Raw genomic sequence first — 19,642 nt, forward strand, 5'->3', positions numbered from 1 at the left:
CTAATAGGTGGCACCTGTCAACAACACTGGTTAGTCTTAATAGAAAGTTTTCAGCATGAAAAGAATAATGCTCCGATAATTCATAATTTGAATCTTTAAAGTCCCTCTTATTGAGATACTCTAGAGACATGTTTAAAGTTTTAAATGCATTATCAATTTCTGAAACCCTTGAAAAGACATCATGTGCATATTTTTGCATCTCTGACACATTAGCATTTTCCTTACCTGATTTATGAGCATCTAGCATTACAGTAATGCATTCACAAACAAGAGGGAATAATATTTTGATGTTGGTATTTTCAGTATGAATAGTAAAACTCCTTACTATTTAAACACATAAAATTTAATCAAAGAACTTTTTAACTATAAGTGCATAAAATTTCAGAATGTCGTGGCTTGCTAACAAAAAAAGTTAGCCCAACCATTCCCTGATTTCCTCTATCCAAGAAGGTACTGCGTACTCGTCACTTATTGCCTCAACATATCGCTTAGAGAATGAAAACTTATTATTATCCAAATCGAAAAATTGCTCAATTTCACCCCATTGGCTAGCTTTTAAATCTAGTGCGATTCGTGAACTTTCTTGGGTGATTTCATCTTCTATTTCATGCAAGAAACTAAGTTTATCAGGATAACTATCGATAAAAGTGCATAAAGTTTCATAGAACAATTTGCCATTTAAAGAGTCCTCTATTTCAGTTGCTGGAGAAACTGGATTGGCTTGAATATTGACAAGCTTTGTCGTTCGCTCTTTCATGCAATTAACTATTCTCTTACAATAAAGGTTTGGATATTTCTTCACATCATAATTAACCAATTGCGCATCAGTATCAGAAAGTAAAATGATTTTTCCGGAAATTTCTTCCTGAAAGTCTTCATATGAGGTCGACAAATGATTATACAGTCTCTTGATCTCTCTAGCTCCACCAACGGGAACAATCCTTAACCTTTTTGAATCAATCAAATCCTGAAAGTAAGCGCTCAAGTACACTTTTTCAGACGACCCTTCACAAATAATCCAGTTAAATGGTGTTTCACCAATTGCACTGGTAATCACTGACTGTACAAAGTCATTAACGCTTTTTAGTCTTATGTCGTAAGGTAGTCGCCCTTTAGATTTCGTAGTCAATTGCTTGATTTGCTCTCTGTAATTAGCCAAGTTAATCATATCGAAAACATGTGCTGAGTCATTTTTGGTTATTACGGTTGCACTACCCGTCTCGATTGTTGGTAAAAAGCCATACCAGTGAGATGAAAATACAACTTGCATAGCATCTCGACTAATCTCATATAAAGCATCGAATTGGTCAAAGCATGCCGACATGTGCAAAGATGATTCCGGCTCATCAATTCCTATTATTAAATTAGTACCAGTATCTCTGTGCTTCTTTAACAAGCTATGTGCAACATTTATTATGGCTTTTTGTTTCTCACCTGAACTTAATGAACTAATTTCTAGCCAGTTTTCACCTTGTTTTTTGTGTAATTTTCTTGTGCTAAAAAATGATTGAATAATTAGATTATATACGTCATTTTTCTTGAGGTATTGCTGCCTATCTGTTGGCGTCCTGTAAGAATATATTTCCAACTCTTGTGCAAGTGTATCGATGAAAGAGTTGAGGCTAGAGTTGATTTCGTTAATTTGTTTCTGAGGAACTCGCTCACTCAATATTTGTATTAAAGTTTCTCCCATAAGAACCTGTATTTCATTGGTTTCCAGCTTTGTAAAAAGCTCAGGTTCAATCTCTCTGGGAATATAGATGTAATCAACTATTTCTTTTATTTTGTTCAGTAATGGTAGAAAAGCTTCTAGCTCACTATCAGACAGTGAAGTGTTTGTTGTTTCTACTTCATTTCCTAATAGCCCCTCAACCATCATACGATTATTAAATAGTGATATTGAAGCCCCCCCTTTATAATCAACCCCTAATGGAATTATGAGTAAATCAGACAAATCTACTCTTTGGATCAATCTATCTCTATGTTCAATAAAAGCTTTAGCATGGACTTTAAGTGATGGAGATACATCGCCTTCACTAATATTCAAAGCAATAGAATTTAATAACTCTGCTTTTTCCAGATCGTCACCATCAAAATAACGCCGCTCTAGTAGAAATACAGGGACTATCTGAGGTTTTGTTGATGACTTACCGCTCTTTTTTGTAATAGTATTAAAGTTCCAAGACTTAGAATTAAAAAAAGTGTCAAGCGACTCCAAAACTGAGCTTTTTCCTATCCCATTGTCACCGACCAATCCACAAAATTTATCTTCATCAGTAATAGGTATGTAATTAATCCCTTGATAAGTTTTGTAATATCTTAAAAATGCTCCAATTATCATTATTATCCTTGTCAATTTTTAGAGAGGCTGATTTTTAGTCCAATCCAGCATTTGAACCTAGAAGACTTATAACCATTTAATAGTTCGGTCATCGCGAACATTTCTGCCTATTTAACATTCATTTATCTGCTTCATATAGTTTTAACAAATAACCTAAGGCATTACTATCATTAAGTTTTTTAAATTTTTTAAATAAAGTTAAATGAAACAATATGTGCTAGTTGCTCGTTTGCTGAAATATATGTGCAAATAACACCGTTTGACCAATCAGTTAACAACTATATTTTAGCCAACCCCAACAACAGCTTCTCCCTCTTGATCGCAATTAGGAAAAGTGCCAATAACGAACAATGAATTTAAGAAAAATAGTTTAAAGATGAACTTTGATGCCAAGGTTTGGACTTGCCAGATTAAGTAAAGTCGAAGACTTATCTGGCAAGCCTTCATAAAACTACAAATGTCGTGATTAACTAGAGAGCCCTATTTAACGACATACTCAGCTCTCCTTCTTAGATACTCATTATGCAACGCAAGGCTAGATTCTTTGCAAATTTCAGCAACTTGATCTAACCATTGAAAGTATTCTGTTTGCCGTTTTAATGTCCAAGCTGATGGTATTGCAGAAGCATTAGAGCACAAGTCTGCTAACTTGATACGTTTTACGGAGGAATGCTTCTTTGGAAGCACTTTAAGCACCTTTTCTCTTCGCTCCTCTAATGATAGCGATTTATCGTCAGAAAGTGCCTCTACTAACTCCAGAACACGATTACCACAGGTTTTATAGAGCTCCTCTCTAGTTACATCAGTATCCTCTAAAATGTCATGGAGTATTGCAGCACTTAGCTCATCTGCATCATCAATTTCAGCGATATCAGTGAGTAAGGCAGTCACTTCTATCAAGTGATTAATGTAAGGTGATCCATCTGACTTTCGCTTTTGCTGCGCATGATTTTTTGAAGCCAGCTCTAGTGATTTAATTAAAAGCTTATGAGAGCTCATATTAGTACCTTTTTTAAAATTTAATTACACTGCTGCTGGGGATATAAAAGTAAGCCTCAAACTTGGAATGCAGTGATCCGCTTATAGCCATCTATATCAGAGATGCTTTATGTACTCATCATATTGACGCTGAAGTTCCAACCAAGTAGCAGTACCAACTTTAGTCGCTCTGCTTAGCTGCTCAGCAAACACTAGGTCAACGGTCAAATTAGCTTCCATAAATAGTTCTAATACCTCCACCTTAATATTTAATAGAGCAGCTAGCTCTTGCATGCTGTTGTAGGTAAAGTTACTAAGGCAACGTCGCTTAAAAAACATGGAAGGGTGCTCTCTAAAGCCTCCATCTTTTCGTTTTTTAAGCTTTAAGTCACTGATGGGAATCCTAGCCGATGTCTTGATAAAGCTAAGTTTACTTATGTCGTTCATAACACCTCCATGGGGGAGCTATCTTGATCCCACGGTAAATTGGAAAACCTATTTTTCTGCTCGATTGGGAACTCATTTATGCTCATATACACTCTAAACCTTCCTTTAGTGGTCGATGATGCGTAAATAACTTCCTGTACAAATAACCACTTAGATTCAGTATCAAAAGCTGTATTAGACCAATCTAAATGCACGTCGTATCGATTAGCGAGCCGATTCCATGCCTTTGTTTGAGAACGAGCTTTCATTAAACCAATCCATGCCTCTATACGCTCGCCATTAGCATGAGCCTCTTTTAATAGCTGAGACAATCGGCGTTTATTCCTACGGCATTGTTTTCGCATTGTATTTATATCCTCTCAGCAGGATAATTCAGTTCAGGAACGGTAAGAATTTGATAAAGGTGGTAGAGCTCATAAGGCTTTAACTCCGCACACCCCTCTTCTAAAAGTTTATAAATCCTATAACTGTGAGGTTCTAGCCCATTACTGAGGGTATCCATAGCATTGGACACGAGCTGGGGGTAGCACTGACTTCTAAGTTTATCTATAGCTTTTGATTGGTACTGCTGTGGGGAAGTGTTGTACAACGTTTTACTGGTCATGCCTGCTCCTAGAGGTGAAGCGGCACGAACTTAGACGCTCCACCCAATGTTAATTGAGTGTAATCTTTATCTAAGTATCGATTTCGAATTGTGAGATTTTAAAGTACTACAGTAAAAACGATGAGGCAAGACACACGAAAAAAACTAATGGAAAAAACTACAGGTCAGTTTTTATATTTCGGTCTCCCTATAGTCCCCCAAGAACAACTTAACCTATTGATTATTAATGACAACACATCCAATCAAGCATTGGGGCCACAGAAAAGCGTCTATCCAAAGTACATTTATTCAAAGCAAAACCTCAGGGTATTAAAGTTATTAAGCACAGCTTAAAAGGCGCTGTATTTTACACAAAAGCCTAACGAGCATCAATGTTAAGAGAACACCTGCAAGCCAAAGTAATGTGCTATTCCTTGTAAAATATTAGTTACTGCAACCGAACTTAAAATAAGCCCCATTATGCGGCTTATTATGCTGGCGCCACTATCACCTATTAATTTATGTACATGCGTTGCAAGGAGTAATAAAACCAGCACAATCGCTAATACAGCGAGCATCATTGAAGATGTTAATAACTGTTCAACCCATGTATATTCCTCATTACGAGTCATTAATACCGCGCCTAACATGGCACCGGGGCTCGCAATAGACGGAATAGCCAGAGGAAAAATAGCGGTTTCAGTGCTGTCGCGTACACTTTTAATTTCGGCTTCTGGTTTACTTTCACCAAATATCATTGAAAGTGCAAAAATAAGTAATATGATACCGCCAGCTATTTGAAAAGCAGAAAGTGGTATTTCAATTGCGTTAAGTAATTGCTCTCCTGCAAGAACAAAAAACAAGAGCACTAATGCAGATACACCTACCGCTTTAAATATAACTTTGCGCTTAAATTTCTCATCATCACCACGCGTGACTGCAATAAATACAGGTACAGTGCCAATGGGATCAATAACCGCAAAAAAGAAAATAAATATAGCCAATAGTTCGTGCATTACTGGGTTTCCTAGGTAAAAAGCGCTTAATAAAAACGCTGCAACTACAACACAGTATGTTAGTATACCACGGTAGCATAAGGATAAGAGTAATGATGAATATAGAATCACTCGTAAGTAAAGCAAAACAAGTTTGTGACAACCGTGGGGCGCGTTTTACGCCTATCCGCGAGAAAGTATTTCGTCTATTAGCCAGTGCACAAGGCGGTGTGGGTGCATACGATTTGCTTGAGCAATTAAAAGTAACCGAAACAGGTGCTAAACCTGCAACTATTTATCGTGCATTAGACTTTTTAGCTGAACTAGGTTTTATTCATAAAATTGAAAGCACAAATGCATTTATGCTGTGCCATCACTTTGATCATATACACCCAGTACAATTATTAATTTGCGATACCTGTGGTTTTGTAAAAGAGTTACATTCGACTGTTATATCACATGAGCTAAACAACTTAGCAGCTGAAGGTGGCTTTGTTGTATCAGAGCAAACAATAGAAGCACATGGTAAATGTGAGTCTTGCAGAGCATCATAATTCCCCGAAGTTATCCTTAGTGGCTATACTCATAATATATAGCCATTTCTTAGCACCAATTTAAGAGTAGCCACTATGAATGTAGAATTCATCAATCCTTTTTTATCTTCTTTAATTAATGTTTTAAGCACTATGGCTCAAACTCAATTGAAGCCGGGTAAACCTCGCATTAAAACTGATGAGATAGCCTGTGGTGATGTATCAGGTTTGATTGGTATGGTTGGCCCGCAAACGCGAGGATCATTTTCAATTACATTTGATGAAGAACTAGCATTGACCATCATGGAGCGTATGCTTGGCGAACGCCCTGATGCTATAGATGAAGAAGTTACCGATATGGTTGGTGAAATAACCAACATGGTAACTGGTGGTGCTAAAAATTTACTTGGCGAGAAAGGCTTCGACTTTGATATGGCAACGCCTATTGTGGTATCTGGTAAGGGTCATACAATTACTCACAAAAGCCAAGGTAAAAAAATCATCATGCCATTTAGCTGTGATGCTGGTAATGCAAACATTGAAGTTAGTTTCGATAAATTATGAGTTGGCAGCAAAAGCAAATTACATTAAAGCCTCGCCCGCGAGGTTTTCATATAATCGATGACGAAATATTGTCTCAGCTTCCTGAGCTATCAAATTACAAAATAGGCTTGTTACATTTATTTATTCAGCATACCTCAGCGAGCCTTACTATAAACGAGAATGCAGATCCCACTGTTCGTATGGACATGGAAAGCCATTTCAATAAATTTGTTCCTGAACGTCAGCCTTATTATCGTCACGATTATGAAGGTGACGACGATATGCCGGCACACATTAAAACCAGCACATTAGGCTGCGAGTTAAGTGTTCCTATTTCAAATGGTTATTTAGCGCTAGGTACATGGCAAGGTATTTACTTGGGTGAACATCGTGACTCTGGTGGCTCAAGAAGAGTTATAGCAACCATTCAGGGCGAGCTGTTTTAGCAAACGTTTAAAAGTATTAACCCCTACTTCACTCCAGCTATTTACCCATAACTTCAAAGCACAACACCTTTCTTGTAGGCGCAAATCTTACGCGCGCGAAGCGATAGCTTTTAATACCAATCAGCTTATATATGGGGTCTATTTAACGTTAAGAAAATTACGCTAGAACTAGGCAAAAATTTTTGTATCTAGTTGTTCTAAATAAAAAATTATTAACGACGTTATAGTGCAATTTAATTCGTTAAATTGCTCAAATATTTATGCTGGTTGGTATAATAACCAAAACTTCAATGCTGAATATTGCACATAGAATAAAGTAGATAAGAGAGATTTGAGATTATAATTTTGTTTATGATTTTTAATACAGAAAATTTTGAAAGGATATAAAAAGATTGGAGCGGTACACGAGGCTCGAACTCGTGACCTCGACCTTGGCAAGGTCGCGCTCTACCAACTGAGCTAGTACCGCATTTTTATTTCTTTTATTCACTACAATTTCTTTTGGTTAGAAATTGGAGCGGTACACGAGGCTCGAACTCGTGACCTCGACCTTGGCAAGGTCGCGCTCTACCAACTGAGCTAGTACCGCATTTTCACTTCTTCAGTTATTTTACGTTGGTGCGCGACAGGTCGCGTTCAACATTCTAGCAACTGAGCTAGTACCGCATTTTTCAGTTATTTTATTGATGCGCAATAAATTGCGTTCAATATACTAGCAACTGAGCTAGCTTTTATTCACTACAATTTCTTTTGGTTAGAAATTGGAGCGGTACACGAGGCTCGAACTCGTGACCTCGACCTTGGCAAGGTCGCGCTCTACCAACTGAGCTAGTACCGCATTTTCATTTCTTCAGTTATTTTACGTTGGTGCGCGACGGGTCGCGTTCAACATTCTAGCAACTGAGCTAGTACCGCATTTTTATTTCTTCAGTTATTTTACGTTGGTGCGCGACGGGTCGCGTTCAACATTCTAGCAACTGAGCTAGTACCGCATTAATTGATGGTAATTCAATCACTCAAACACACTAACCCCGCGTGGGTTATCGTCTTGAGCGGGGCAGTATTCTACAATAATACGGAGTGTTTGCAAGTGTTTTTTACAAATTAAAGAAATTTTCTCTATAGACTTTTAATTCCATAATAGAATCTTTAATGTCATCTAAAGCAAGGTGTGAGCCTTTTTTGTTCACTTTTGCAAGCACTTCAGGTTTCCAACGGCGTGCTAATTCTTTAATAGTACTCACATCTAGATTTCGGTAATGAAAGAAGTCTTCAAGCTCGCGCATGTACTTATTCATAAAGCGGCGGTCTTGCCCAATTGAATTACCACACATTGGCGAAGCGCCAGCTGGAACCCACTGCTTTAAAAACTCTATAGTTTGTTCTACAGCATAAGTTTCATCAAAGGTACTTGCTTTACAGCGCGCTGTTAAACCCGACTTGCCATGCTGAGTAGTACACCACTCGTCCATGCCATCAAGGAGCTCATTGCTTTGATGAATGGCTATAGTTGGCCCTTCGGCTAATATATTCAGGTCTGCGTCAGTGACAACCGTCGCAATTTCGAGTATTTTATCGGTCTCTGGTTCGAGTCCGGTCATTTCAAGATCGAGCCAAATTAAATTTGATTTATTAATAGTCATAATTACCTAAGCGGTGCTTTCCTTTAGATCCAACGCATTTCGATATATCATATTAGCATCAACCGTCGAGCTAAAGCTTTTTTTAGGAAAAGCGACATTTAACTAAGGTTATAGGCCTCCAGTGGCAAAACAAAAAAAATTAAGTAAAGGCCAATCGCGTCAGATCAAGGCCAATCACCAAAAGCGCATTAATAGCGCAGACTCAAGACCGGCTAAAAAAGGGGCGCAAGAATGGCAAACCGATAACTTAGGTCAGGTCGAAAGCGCAATTGTGATCAGTCGTTTTGGCCAACACGCCGATGTAGAAACTGAAAACGGCGATGTACTCCGCTGTAATATACGCCGCACCGTATCAAATTTAGTATGTGGCGATGAAGTATTGTTTCGCCGTGCAAAAGTAAGTGAAGGTGATTTAGCAGGTGTAATTGAAGCTACGCAAGAGCGCCGCTCGCAGCTTACTCGCCCTGACTTTTACGACGGTGTAAAAGTTATTGCAGCCAACATTGACCAAATACTCATGGTATCGGCTGTATTGCCTGAGTTTACCCCTAGCATTATCGACCGTTATTTAATTGCCTGTGAAGATATGGGTATTGAGCCAATTTTAGTGCTTAATAAAACCGATTTAATTGACGAAGCGGGCCTTAGTGAAATACAAAAGGTTCTCGATATCTACCGTAAACTCGACTACAAAGTACTTCTTGTTAGTAATATATCGGGTGATGGAATCGATGAGTTAAAAGAGGTACTAGTTGATAAAAATAATATTTTTGTTGGCCAAAGTGGTGTGGGTAAATCAACCCTCGTTAATACTGTTTTGCCAAATGCTGAAATATTAACTAAAGAAGTATCTGAAAACAGTGGCCTTGGCCAGCACACAACAACTGTTTCACGCCTTCACCATTTACCAAGCGGTGGTAACTTAATCGACTCGCCAGGAATTCGTGAATTTGGTTTATGGCATTTAGATGTTGATCGTGTAACGTGGTGTTTTAAAGAGTTTAGAGAATTTATAGGCGGATGTCGCTTTAGAGACTGTAAACACTTGAATGATCCGGGTTGTATAGTTAAAGAAGCTGTAGCAGATGGTAAAATTTCGCAATTGCGTTTTGACAGCTACCACCGAATTTTAGAAACAATGGCCGATGGTCGTGCCGGTTCTCGCGCACCTCGCGTATAATTTAGGAAAAAACTGTGAGTTTAGACAAATTTAAAATCGCAATGCAGTATGCAATGCCAAAACATTTTATTTCGCGCGTTGTAGGTAAATTAGCTGCTGCTAAAGCGGGCGCTTTAACAACCACGTTAATTAAACTATTTATTAAACAATATAAAATAGACATGAGCGAAGCACAATATTCAGATCCTGCTCATTACAAAAGCTTTAATGAATTTTTTACTCGTCCTTTAAAAGATGGCGTGCGTCCAATGGTAGAAGATAGTGACATTATTATTCATCCAGTGGATGGCGCAATCAGCCAGCTAGGGGATATTGTTGACGGACAGCTAATACAAGCTAAAGGTCACGATTACAGCTTACAAGCGCTACTAGGCGGCTCACAAGATGATACTACACCATTTTTAGGCGGTAAGTTTGCGACTATTTATTTAGCGCCAAAAGACTATCACCGTATCCATATGCCTATTGATGGCACACTAAGCAAAATGATTTACGTACCAGGTGATTTATTTTCAGTAAATCCACTTACAGCGCAAAACGTGCCTAACTTATTTGCACGTAACGAACGCGTAGTCGCAATTTTTGAAACTGAAATTGGTCCGCTTGCTATGGTACTTGTTGGCGCAACAATTGTAGCCAGCATAGAAACTATTTGGGCAGGTACTGTCACGCCACCAGCTGGTAGCGATGTATTTAGTTGGAAATACCCAACCACAGGCGATAACGCTATCACGCTTAAAAAGGGTGACGAAATGGGTCGCTTTAAATTAGGCTCTACTGTGGTACTTGCATGGGGTGCTGATAAAGCTGAAATACTGGATGACCAACTACCAGAAGTGGTAACTCGCTTAGGTACTGCGTTTGCAAAAATTAACGACTAAAACTAATCGTTAATTAGATATCAAAAAACCGCGTTTATTTAAACGCGGTTTTTTATTTTAGAAGGCTTGAGGCTTACTCACGCGAAAAGCGAAGCTTTTAATATTAATAGCTAATAGCTAATAGCTATTAATTGGCTTCTCTAAAGCGCATCGCCCTCTTAACCTCTTTGTGAATAAATTACTTAAGATCTTATTGCACAAAGAGAAGTAAAATAGGAGTAAATGAGCAGACACCAAAGAATATAAATTACGAGCTATGCTCGTCAAGCAAGCTTAGCGTCTTGTACCTCTCATTGATAAATGATTAGCTATCATTTATCACATCGAAGTCAGTGAGCTTGCCTGTGCGTCTAGTATTTCATACTGCTCCGTAGATAAAGCCCTGACTTTCTATTCTCAGAAACTGAATGGTATCCAAGCACACTTTTATTTAAGTAGATGCTGTATGTACAAGGGGAGTAAGTAGAGATGATGTTTATCGGCATTGATATTAGTAAAGAGAAGATTGATTTATCGTGGTTGAGAGACCAGCTTACAAACAAGATTAAAACAAAAGTCTTTAAAAACAAGCGGTAAGACTTTGTAACAATAGAAAAATGGCTTTTAAATACAACAAAAAGCGCTGCTAGTGAGCTCGTTATCACACTCGAACCAACGGGTGTTTATCATGAGGCCCTGATGTATTTTTTACACGAGCAAGGCTTTAATATTATTTTAGCGAATCCTGGTAAAGCTAAAAAGTATGCAGACGCTTTAAACATAATTCATAAAACAGACAAGTCTGATGCAACGATGCTTGCCCATTACGGTTGTGCTAAGCACGCAGTCGTTAATTATTGGCAACCTGAAGCATTAGAGGTTAGAGAGCTTAAAGCTCTTATTCGTCGTTTAGATGCGCTTGAGAGTAACCGGCAACGAGAAGCCAACCGATTAGAAGCAAGTGAATTCAGTAACGTTTCAGTACGTGTTTGCCAATCAATAAAAGTGACTATCGCGTTTTTAGATGACGAAATTAAACAACTTAAATCTGACATTGATAACCACATAGATAATGAACCTGATTTAAAAAGAAACAGGAAACTACTTGAGTCAATCCCTGGCATAGGGCCCGTATTATCGAGAGAGCTGACGTATTTGTTTGCGGCTAAAAAATTCAATAAAGCCAAAGAAGCGGCGGCTTATTGTGGATTAATTCCACGGCATAATGAATCGGGTAAATTAAAAGGGCGAACATCAATCAGTAAACTTGGGCCAGCCAGAATTCGATGTAAACTTTATATGGCGGCCATTGTTGCAGGGCAATGGAATAAAACAATAAAGAGACACAAGTTAACGTTAATAAATAATGGCAAAACACCGATGCAAGCTGTGTGTGCAAATATGCGAAAGCTGATTCATATATGTTTTGGTGTAATAAAAAACCAAGAAGCGTTTAAGCTCCAAGAAAGTTAAATACGACCTTGAAGCTTAAAATGAGAGATGGTATCTACAAGTTTGGTGTGAGAGTTTAGATTTACTGTAGGCGGAGAGCTTGCTCCCGCGAAAAGCGCAGCTTTTAATATTTATAACTAATAGCTATTAATTGGCTTCTCTAAAGCGCAGCGCCCTCTTAACTTCTTTGTGAATAAATTACTTAAGATCTTATTGCACAAAGAAGTTAAGAGGAGTAAATGAGAATATACCAAAATATAATAATTACGAGCTTTGCTCGTCACGCCAGCAAGCTGCTCGTCTACAAGTTTGGTGTGAGAGTTTAGATTTACTGTAGGCGGAGAGCTTGCTCCCGCGAGAAGCGAAGCTTCTAATTACTTAACTTCGAACGGTTATAAACCATCAACTAAAACGTTTACTTCACACCACACTCTTTACACTCTAAATCTTTAATCGCTTTAAAATGCTGCTGCTTTAAAGTAAGCGCATCAAACGTTATAAATACACTGCCACTTAAGTGACCTAATAATAAGTTAAGCGTAAGCTGCGCCTGCATGGAGCCAATTACACCAAGTAGCGGGCTAATCACCCCTGCGTTACTGCAATTAATAACCGGCGTAGCTTCGCTTTGTGGAAAAACACAGCCATAACACGGGCTATCACTTTGCCTAAAGTCAAAGCCCATTAATTGCCCTTTGGTTGCCAATGCCGCACCTGAAATTAACGGTGTTTTATTAGCAATACAATAGCGATTAACACTATAGCGAGTACTAAAGTTATCAGAGCAATCAAGTACGATGTCAGCACCTTTTAGCAAGTTAGCTGCATTACTCTCATCTAACTTTTGGCAATACGTTACTATGTTTATTTGATTATTAAGGCTCGCTAATACTTTGCCTGCGGCAGCGACCTTGCTTTGCCCCAAGTGGTTTATTTTATAAAGCACTTGTCGCTGTAAGTTTGAAAGCTCAACTTCATCATCATCAATTAAAATAAGCGCTCCAACACCCGCAGCAGCTAAATATAAAAGCGCGGGGCTACCTAGCCCGCCAGCTCCCACTACTGCAACCGTTGAAGATTTAAGCGTTAACTGCCCTTCAAACCCAATTTCTTCAAGCAATAAATGGCGACTGTAACGCAGGGTTTCTTTATCGCTTAGCTCATTCACGTTTACCGGCCTTATTAGTATTACCCTTGTTAGTATTAATTTGCACTGCTTAAGGCTACTTGCAGAGCGCTTATAGCTTCTACGTAATTATCAGTTTCGGTAATCGCACGCACTACGGCAACACTGCCCACACCGGTTTTAGCTACCTGCTCAGCACGGCTTAAATCAATACCGCCTATTGCCACTGTGGGGTAACTTTGCATTAGCGGTACAAATTTAATGAGCTTTTCAAGGCCTTGTATTTGCCCTGTCATGTCTTTTGTTGTGGTTGGGTAAATAGCACCAAATGCCATGTAACTAGGGCGAAAATTATGTGCACGCAGCATTTCATAAAAACCATGAGTAGAAAGCCCAAGCCTTAACCCAGCGTCTTTAATTGCCGCTAAATTGGCAATCTCTAAATCCTCTTGCCCTAAATGCACACCATATGCACCGTGCTTAATAGCTAACTGCCAATAGTCGTTTATAAATACCTGTGCATTGTATTGCTTGCCTAGTTCAACAGCTTGCTTAATGAGCCCATCAAGCTCGTCTTGCGTTTTATTTTTAACACGTAACTGCGCTGTTTTAATCCCTTGTTGTAAGCACTTTTCTAACCAACCGGTGCTATCAACAACTGCATATAAGCCCAGCGATTTACTTTCGCAAGGAGCAAAATCAGCCGCCATATTAAAATCAAGCGGTACATCAAAATCTAGTTCATCACCCAGCCAACTACCTGGCTCAATAACTTGTGGGTAGTCAGCTAAATTAGTGGGGAACGAGGTCTGAGCTACCGGGCCAATCCCTTCGCCATATCGAACCGACTGTTTTAGCCCTTGGTTTATATAGGCTTTAGATAAAATAAAGGCATCTTTTAATGGGTAGTCTTTAGCTAAACACGCAGCAATTACCGACGCCATGCTACACCCGGTGCCGTGGTTATGCGGTGTCTGTATTTTTTGATTGCCTAACCAATATTCTTCACCATTTTGCGTATTACTATCAATACAATAATCAATGCAGTAGCCACTTGGGTAATCCCAATGTCCACCTTTAATAACAACGGCTTTTGCACCCCAGCTTAATAGCTTATTAGCCGCTTCTTTTATTGCAGCCGGGCCAATTAAATACACACCAGTTAATAACTGTGTTTCGTGAGTGTTTGGGGTTATTACATCCACCAGCGGCAGTAGGCATTCTTTTATTGCACTTACAGTGTCCTCCTCTGTTAGCAAGTCACCGCTTGAGGCAATCGCAACAGGGTCATATACAATAATGGGAGGCACCGGCCACTTAGCTTTATAGTGACTTATATGTTCGCTGATCAACTGAATTTGCTGCACATTGGCAAGCATGCCAATTTTTATCACTTTGGCTTTCATGTCTTTTTCAAGTGCAAGTAACTGTGATTCAATAATATCGGTAGACACTGCATTAATAGCCTCTACGCCTAAACTATTTTGTGCAGTAAGCGCCGTAATTGCCGTGCAACCATGTACACCAAAACTTTGCATTGCTTTTATATCGGCCTGAATGCCCGCACCGCCGCCAGAATCAGATCCGGCAATTGTCCATACTACGTTATTCATATTTTTCCTTACTGCTGATGCCAAAAAGGCATACCCATTATTGGAGTTGATGGGGCTGCAACGTCTTTTTCAGGCATCGCTTTTGCCTTGTATGCAAAGCGCCCTGCTTCTACTGCGGCTTTAAACGCGCGGCTCATAGTAATTGGGCAACCCGCCCCTGCAATGGCTGAATTTAATAATACCGCATCATACCCCATTTCGAGTGCTTGGCAGGCATGCGATGGCAAACCTAAACCTGCATCTACTATTAATGTGGTGTCGGGTAAGCGCTCTCGAATAGTTTTTAAATTATAGCTATTTAACAATCCCTTACCGGTGCCTATTGGCGCACCCCATGGCATAAGCACCTCACACCCTAGCTCATTTAAACGCTGGCAAAGTACTAAGTCATCGGTGCAATAAGGCAATACTTTAAAGCCATCATTAATTAATATTTTTGTGGCTTCAAGTAGTGCAAAAGGGTCTGGTTGTAAATTGTAATCATCGCCAATTAGCTCTAGCTTAATCCAATCGGTGGCAAATATCTCTCGGCACATTTTTGCAAGCGTTATGGCTTCTTTAACACTATGGCACCCTGCAGTATTAGGGAGTATTTTTAAGCCTGTATTTTTTATTAACTGCCAAAAATCATCACCTGCCGAAGCACTTTGTTGGCGCCTAAGTGACACAGTTACTATTTCAGCGCCAGAGGCGACTATTGACTGGGTCATAATATCGGGCGACGGATAAAGCGCAGAGCCTATTAATAAACGACTATTTATTTGCTCTCCATAAATAGTTAAACAGTCTTTAGTTTGCATGAGCTTTATCCGCCTTGAATTGGTGACAGCAACTCAACACTGTCGCCTTCATTAAGTACATAATTACTGTGCCGACTTTGTGGAATAAATTCGCTATTAACAGCCACAGCAAAAGGCGCAACTGCACCAAAACGTTGAAGTACCTCAACGAGCGCTTTGCTATCAACATTAAGTAGCTCGCCATTAATTGTAATGTTCATTTTATTCTCACTCTATTCTTACTGTATTTGCGAAACTGCTTGCGCCACTAATGCCGGCGCCAACATATAACCATGTCGATACAAGCCGTTAATACTAATTACATTACCTACTTTTGTTACTTCTGGGCGGTTGTCGCTAAATGCGGGCCGTAATCCGGTTTGAATATTAAGAAGCCGTGCTTCGGCAAATCCGCTGTGTACGGTATAAGCCGCTGAAAGTAACTCAAGGGTTGAGCGCACGGTTGCAGCGCCATTGTCTTGCGATTCTATTTCGGTCGCACCAATTACATATTCACTGTTAGGTTTAGGCGCTATATAAATTGGGTAACGTGGGTGCATTAAGCGCACGGGCCTGATTAAACTTACCTCTGGTGCGTATAACCTTGCTACTTCGCCGCGCACGCCTCTAAGCGGTTTATCACTTTGAGCTGTTTTAGCACCAAGCCCACGACAATCAATAATATAATCGAAGGGTCGATTATTTATTTTGTTGTCGTTAATGGTTACGCGCTGATTAAACACAAATTTTACTTTGCGTTTGTTGAGCTGTGCAAAGCTGGCTTTATAAAATGCGTGGTTATCTATTTGCCCCTCGCAGGGTAAAAATAAGCCTTGATTAAAGCGCCCTACAAGTTCGGGTTCAAGCATTGTAATTTGCTGAGCATTTACATGCTCAGCAGTGTGATCAGCTAGCGGCTTTATACGTTGTGCAAAGCTTTGTAAATCACCTTTATCTTGCTGATGCGCAACGACCAATGTGCCTTGCTGCTGAAAAAAAACTTCATTTTCAAGTTCAGCAATAATATCTGGCCAGCGCTTCATTGAGTCAAGCCCCATTAAAGCTAAATCAGCCTCGCACAATACCGACTCTGCAAGTGGGGCAAGCATTGCCGCAGCCACTTTACCGGCGCTATTTGGGGTTTGCTCATCGTCTGCTTCAAACACCGTTACATGATGCAACTTACTTAGTTCAAGGGCAGCTAAGCGCCCTGCTAAACCAAAACCCACCACAGCAATGTTATAAAACATAAAACCTCCAAAGCAATTATTAGTAGGTGCGAATTTACTTCGCACTTCTTCAATTTTTTAAAAAAGCGAGTAAAGAAGCGAGGTATAAAACCTCACCTACATCTGCATCTAAATTCTTGCTATACCGCTTTATGGTAAATCTCTGAGCCTGTTTGCTTAAACTCAGCTGATTTAGCTTTCATTTCGGCTTCTACATCAACCATTTTTATTTCAATAGCGTCGCCAGCGTTATTAGGATCAATACCACGTGTTTCTAAATCTTTGGCATAATCGCGTACTTCTTGGCTAATTTTCATAGAGCAAAATTTAGGACCACACATAGAACAAAAGTGAGCGACTTTGCCTGATTCTTGCGGCAGGGTTTCGTCGTGGTATTCGCGAGCTCGGTCTGGATCTAAACCAATATTAAATTGGTCGTGCCACCTAAACTCAAAGCGTGCTTTTGATAGCGCGTTATCGCGCTCTTGCGCACCCGGGTGACCTTTTGCTAAATCGGCGGCATGCGCTGCAATTTTGTAGGTAATTAAACCTTCTTTAACATCTTCTTTATTTGGCAGACCTAAATGCTCTTTAGGTGTTACATAACACAGCATTGCACAGCCGTACCATGCTATTTGAGCAGCACCAATACCCGAGGTTATATGGTCGTACCCTGGTGCAATATCGGTTGTTAACGGGCCTAAAGTATAAAATGGTGCCTCGTCACAATGTTTAAGTTGCTCTTCCATATTGGCTTTAATCATGTGCATTGGCACATGCCCCGGGCCTTCAATAAATACCTGCACATCGTGTTTCCACGCAACTTTAGTCAGTTCACCTAATGTACGTAACTCACTAAACTGCGCTTCATCATTGGCATCAGCAATCGAGCCTGGGCGCAGTCCATCACCTAATGAAAAACACACATCGTATTGTTTTAAAATTTCACAAATGTCTTCAAAGTGCGTGTATAAAAAATTTTCTTTATGATGTGCTAAACACCACTTAGCCATAATTGAGCCGCCGCGCGACACAATACCGGTTACACGTTTTGCGGTCATTGGTACATAACGAAGTAATACACCGGCGTGAATAGTAAAGTAATCAACACCCTGCTCAGCTTGCTCAATAAGCGTATCGCGGAAAATTTCCCACGTTAAATCCTCAGCTACACCGTTTACTTTTTCAAGTGCTTGATAAATAGGAACGGTGCCAATAGGGACAGGCGAATTACGTACAACCCATTCACGGGTTTCGTGAATGTAACGACCCGTTGATAAGTCCATTACGGTGTCTGCACCCCAGCGGGTAGACCACACCATTTTTTCTACTTCTTCTTCAATAGATGAGCTTACCGATGAGTTACCAATGTTAGCGTTAACTTTTACTAAAAAGTTACGACCTACAATCATAGGTTCGGTTTCTGGGTGGTTTATATTATTTGGTAAAATAGCGCGACCACGGGCTATTTCATCACGTACAAACTCTGGGGTAATAAATTCAGGAATACTCGCACCAAACGACTCGCCTTTATGTTGCGCGGCAAGTAATTCTTTACGAATTTCTGCACGTCCCATATTTTCGCGAACGGCTACATATTCCATTTCAGGAGTGATAATGCCTTGGCGTGCGTAGTGCATTTGCGTTACGTTTTTGCCTGTTTTACCACGGCGAATTTTTGGAAGGTGATCAAAGCGAATATGATCCAGCCCTTCATCTGCCATACGTTGCTGCGAAAACTGCGACGTAACTGACTCTAAAACTTCGGTGTCGCCACGGCTTTCAATCCATTGCTCACGAAATTTTGGTAAGCCTTTGCGTACATCAAGTTCAAAATTAGGATCGGTATACGGGCCCGACGTATCGTAAACACGTAGCGGATCGTTTGACTCATAAACAGGGTTTTCATCTGTGCCACCAATAAACGTATCACTTAACGTGATTTCACGCATACCAACGCGCACGCCAGGTTGAGTACCTTCAACGTATACTTTATGAGAATTTGGGAACGGTTGACCCGTTAAGTTATAAATATATTCAGACGCGGCAGCACGAGTTTCGCGGCGCGACGCTTTATTTGTAGTATTTGACATGACTTGCCTCATTGCTTAAGGGTTGTCTTGTCAGATATTCCGAGGAATAGAGAAAGATCGTAAAGTAGCATACATGCTACTTTGCAGCCTAAAATAATCAAAATCACTTTATTGTGCGCATAAAAAAAGACGCACAAGCGTCCTTATTTAGGCAGCTTGTTCCCTACGCAGGTATTAACCTGATCAGGTTCACGGATCCCGCTTTCGCGATCTCAGCCACAAACTAATTACTTAGCTTTGGCACTCCGACAAGTATTGATATATAAATTCTGTTCGTTGATTTGAAGGTGTTATCCAACAAATCTGCGCTGAGTGTACGTCAGTTAAAAACTGCCCGCAAGGGGCTGTTTTTCAAAAACTTAAAATTACTTAGGAATAAATACAAAAGTTTGCTCACCTTGCATGACCAATTGCTGGTCCTGCATTTTAAGCTCTGCACCTTGCTTTAAGGCTTGCAATAACTGCTGCTCAAACTCATCGAGTTCTTCGCCGCACGACTTGCGCGTCATACCTAATTTACTGATGGTTAGGCTGCTATCTTCAAGCGAACCTTCACCAAAAAACTTGTTACAGCCAGCAAAGCCATTTACTTGCAGTGCTTCAATAAAGCTCATTGATGCCTTAAAAGAAGGAGGAATTGCTAAACCATCAACTCGTGATAATTGCCATTGGGTGTATTTAAGCTGCTCACTGGTAACCGTCCCTGTTGATGCGCAACCAACACATAAACCGACTATAAGCATCGCTATTGCTGCTAATTTCATGCTACTACTAACTAATTGTCTAATTACTGTAATAGTA

The 19,642-nt window shown here is 39.9% G+C and carries 19 protein-coding genes, 3 tRNA genes, 1 pseudogene and 1 riboswitch; of the genes and pseudogenes, 6 read left to right on the forward strand and 17 right to left on the reverse strand.

Annotation, left to right across the window (positions count from 1 at the left end; genetic code table 11):
- The 6 genes from PX700_RS19700 to PX700_RS19725 all read right to left on the reverse strand — a co-directional run.
- The coding region (locus PX700_RS19700) for a hypothetical protein (RefSeq protein WP_479521677.1) at positions 1 to 247 on the reverse strand (247 nt) is incomplete at its 3' end.
- A 165-nt stretch (positions 248 to 412) separates the two neighbouring features.
- Complete coding sequence (locus tag PX700_RS19705) at positions 413 to 2,341, reverse strand: AAA family ATPase (protein WP_479521678.1); 1,929 nt, start codon at positions 2,339 to 2,341, stop codon at positions 413 to 415.
- Between the two features lie 480 nt (positions 2,342 to 2,821).
- Entirely contained in the window at positions 2,822 to 3,340 is a 519-nt protein-coding gene (locus tag PX700_RS19710) for an HD domain-containing protein (protein ID WP_138577945.1), read from the reverse strand.
- A 96-nt stretch (positions 3,341 to 3,436) separates the two neighbouring features.
- Positions 3,437 to 3,766 carry a hypothetical protein gene (locus tag PX700_RS19715; RefSeq protein WP_138577943.1) on the reverse strand — a complete coding sequence of 110 codons (330 nt, stop codon included), beginning with the start codon at positions 3,764 to 3,766 and terminating at the stop codon, positions 3,437 to 3,439.
- Positions 3,763 to 4,077 (reverse strand): hypothetical protein, encoded by a 315-nt coding sequence (locus PX700_RS19720; RefSeq protein ID WP_182197064.1) that lies wholly within the window; start codon positions 4,075 to 4,077, stop codon positions 3,763 to 3,765. Before PX700_RS19720 ends, PX700_RS19715 begins: the two co-directional genes overlap by 4 nt.
- A gap of 667 nt (positions 4,078 to 4,744) precedes the next feature.
- The gene (locus tag PX700_RS19725; protein ID WP_415638718.1) at positions 4,745 to 5,365 is read right to left on the reverse strand and encodes a MarC family protein; all 621 of its coding nucleotides are present in this window, start codon (positions 5,363 to 5,365) and stop codon (positions 4,745 to 4,747) included.
- 95 nt (positions 5,366 to 5,460) lie between these two features.
- Here PX700_RS19725 and PX700_RS19730 point away from each other — a divergent pair, with 95 nt between their 5' ends.
- From PX700_RS19730 to PX700_RS19740, 3 genes are all read left to right on the forward strand, one after another.
- Positions 5,461 to 5,898: a transcriptional repressor gene (locus PX700_RS19730; protein WP_415638737.1), complete on the forward strand. Its 438-nt coding sequence runs from the start codon at positions 5,461 to 5,463 to the stop codon at positions 5,896 to 5,898.
- A 75-nt stretch (positions 5,899 to 5,973) separates the two neighbouring features.
- Complete coding sequence (locus tag PX700_RS19735) at positions 5,974 to 6,441, forward strand: chemotaxis protein CheX (RefSeq protein WP_024595807.1); 468 nt, start codon at positions 5,974 to 5,976, stop codon at positions 6,439 to 6,441.
- The gene (locus PX700_RS19740; protein WP_479521679.1) at positions 6,438 to 6,866 is read left to right on the forward strand and encodes a secondary thiamine-phosphate synthase enzyme YjbQ; all 429 of its coding nucleotides are present in this window, start codon (positions 6,438 to 6,440) and stop codon (positions 6,864 to 6,866) included. The genes PX700_RS19735 and PX700_RS19740 overlap by 4 nt, the downstream gene beginning before the upstream one ends.
- A gap of 393 nt (positions 6,867 to 7,259) precedes the next feature.
- Here PX700_RS19740 and PX700_RS19745 read toward each other — a convergent pair.
- The 4 genes from PX700_RS19745 to orn all read right to left on the reverse strand — a co-directional run bounded on the left by PX700_RS19745 (position 7,260) and on the right by orn (position 8,509).
- Positions 7,260 to 7,335: transfer RNA gene (locus PX700_RS19745), tRNA-Gly, on the reverse strand.
- A 44-nt stretch (positions 7,336 to 7,379) separates the two neighbouring features.
- A tRNA-Gly gene (locus PX700_RS19750) sits at positions 7,380 to 7,455 on the reverse strand.
- A gap of 173 nt (positions 7,456 to 7,628) precedes the next feature.
- Positions 7,629 to 7,704, reverse strand: a tRNA-Gly gene (locus PX700_RS19755).
- Positions 7,705 to 7,963: 259 nt separating this feature from the next.
- Entirely contained in the window at positions 7,964 to 8,509 is a 546-nt protein-coding gene (orn, locus tag PX700_RS19760) for an oligoribonuclease (RefSeq protein WP_166419388.1), read from the reverse strand.
- Positions 8,510 to 8,630: 121 nt separating this feature from the next.
- Here orn and rsgA point away from each other — a divergent pair, with 121 nt between their 5' ends.
- The 3 genes and pseudogenes from rsgA to PX700_RS19775 all read left to right on the forward strand — a co-directional run bounded on the left by rsgA (position 8,631) and on the right by PX700_RS19775 (position 12,022).
- Positions 8,631 to 9,689: a small ribosomal subunit biogenesis GTPase RsgA gene (rsgA, locus tag PX700_RS19765; protein WP_166419389.1), complete on the forward strand. Its 1,059-nt coding sequence runs from the start codon at positions 8,631 to 8,633 to the stop codon at positions 9,687 to 9,689.
- A 14-nt stretch (positions 9,690 to 9,703) separates the two neighbouring features.
- Positions 9,704 to 10,570 carry an archaetidylserine decarboxylase gene (asd, locus tag PX700_RS19770; RefSeq protein ID WP_479521680.1) on the forward strand — a complete coding sequence of 289 codons (867 nt, stop codon included), beginning with the start codon at positions 9,704 to 9,706 and terminating at the stop codon, positions 10,568 to 10,570.
- Positions 10,571 to 11,038: 468 nt separating this feature from the next.
- Positions 11,039 to 12,022 (forward strand): annotated as a pseudogene (locus PX700_RS19775) (IS110 family RNA-guided transposase).
- Positions 12,023 to 12,416: 394 nt separating this feature from the next.
- Here the strand turns inward: PX700_RS19775 and PX700_RS19780 are convergent.
- The 7 genes from PX700_RS19780 to PX700_RS19810 form a co-directional block, all read right to left on the reverse strand.
- A complete protein-coding gene (locus tag PX700_RS19780) occupies positions 12,417 to 13,169 on the reverse strand; it encodes a HesA/MoeB/ThiF family protein (RefSeq protein WP_479521681.1) in 753 nt (250 codons plus the stop codon).
- 35 nt (positions 13,170 to 13,204) lie between these two features.
- A complete protein-coding gene (thiE, locus tag PX700_RS19785) occupies positions 13,205 to 14,740 on the reverse strand; it encodes a thiamine phosphate synthase (protein ID WP_479521682.1) in 1,536 nt (511 codons plus the stop codon).
- 8 nt (positions 14,741 to 14,748) lie between these two features.
- Positions 14,749 to 15,540 (reverse strand): thiazole synthase, encoded by a 792-nt coding sequence (locus tag PX700_RS19790; RefSeq protein ID WP_479521683.1) that lies wholly within the window; start codon positions 15,538 to 15,540, stop codon positions 14,749 to 14,751.
- Positions 15,541 to 15,545: 5 nt separating this feature from the next.
- Positions 15,546 to 15,740, reverse strand: a complete 195-nt coding sequence (thiS, locus tag PX700_RS19795) for a sulfur carrier protein ThiS (protein ID WP_479521684.1) — start codon at positions 15,738 to 15,740, stop codon at positions 15,546 to 15,548.
- Positions 15,741 to 15,758: 18 nt separating this feature from the next.
- Positions 15,759 to 16,769 (reverse strand): FAD-dependent oxidoreductase, encoded by a 1,011-nt coding sequence (locus tag PX700_RS19800; protein WP_479521685.1) that lies wholly within the window; start codon positions 16,767 to 16,769, stop codon positions 15,759 to 15,761.
- Positions 16,770 to 16,888: 119 nt separating this feature from the next.
- Entirely contained in the window at positions 16,889 to 18,841 is a 1,953-nt protein-coding gene (gene thiC / locus PX700_RS19805; RefSeq protein ID WP_479521686.1) for a phosphomethylpyrimidine synthase ThiC, read from the reverse strand.
- A 143-nt stretch (positions 18,842 to 18,984) separates the two neighbouring features.
- Positions 18,985 to 19,099, reverse strand: a riboswitch (TPP riboswitch).
- Between the two features lie 107 nt (positions 19,100 to 19,206).
- Positions 19,207 to 19,605, reverse strand: coding sequence for an META domain-containing protein (locus PX700_RS19810; protein ID WP_415638726.1), 399 nt, complete (start codon positions 19,603 to 19,605; stop codon positions 19,207 to 19,209).
- Between the last annotated feature and the right edge of the window lie 37 nt (positions 19,606 to 19,642).

This window comes from Pseudoalteromonas sp. TP27 (assembly GCF_056470645.1).

Excerpts from the sequence above, each read along its gene's own strand:
- PX700_RS19710 (WP_138577945.1), bottom strand. The coding sequence starts at position 3,340 with ATGAGCTCTCATAAGCTTTTAATTAAATCACTAGAGCTGGCTTCAAAA.
- thiE (WP_479521682.1), bottom strand. The coding sequence starts at position 14,740 with ATGAATAACGTAGTATGGACAATTGCCGGATCTGATTCTGGCGGCGGT.
- PX700_RS19790 (WP_479521683.1), bottom strand. The coding sequence starts at position 15,540 with ATGCAAACTAAAGACTGTTTAACTATTTATGGAGAGCAAATAAATAGT.
- thiS (WP_479521684.1), bottom strand. The coding sequence starts at position 15,740 with ATGAACATTACAATTAATGGCGAGCTACTTAATGTTGATAGCAAAGCG.
- PX700_RS19730 (WP_415638737.1), top strand. The coding sequence starts at position 5,461 with ATGAATATAGAATCACTCGTAAGTAAAGCAAAACAAGTTTGTGACAAC.
- PX700_RS19725 (WP_415638718.1), bottom strand. The coding sequence starts at position 5,365 with ATGCACGAACTATTGGCTATATTTATTTTCTTTTTTGCGGTTATTGAT.
- PX700_RS19810 (WP_415638726.1), bottom strand. The coding sequence starts at position 19,605 with ATGAAATTAGCAGCAATAGCGATGCTTATAGTCGGTTTATGTGTTGGT.
- PX700_RS19735 (WP_024595807.1), top strand. The coding sequence starts at position 5,974 with ATGAATGTAGAATTCATCAATCCTTTTTTATCTTCTTTAATTAATGTT.
- orn (WP_166419388.1), bottom strand. The coding sequence starts at position 8,509 with ATGACTATTAATAAATCAAATTTAATTTGGCTCGATCTTGAAATGACC.
- PX700_RS19705 (WP_479521678.1), bottom strand. The coding sequence starts at position 2,341 with ATGATAATTGGAGCATTTTTAAGATATTACAAAACTTATCAAGGGATT.
- PX700_RS19800 (WP_479521685.1), bottom strand. The coding sequence starts at position 16,769 with ATGTTTTATAACATTGCTGTGGTGGGTTTTGGTTTAGCAGGGCGCTTA.
- thiC (WP_479521686.1), bottom strand. The coding sequence starts at position 18,841 with ATGTCAAATACTACAAATAAAGCGTCGCGCCGCGAAACTCGTGCTGCC.
- PX700_RS19740 (WP_479521679.1), top strand. The coding sequence starts at position 6,438 with ATGAGTTGGCAGCAAAAGCAAATTACATTAAAGCCTCGCCCGCGAGGT.
- PX700_RS19715 (WP_138577943.1), bottom strand. The coding sequence starts at position 3,766 with ATGAACGACATAAGTAAACTTAGCTTTATCAAGACATCGGCTAGGATT.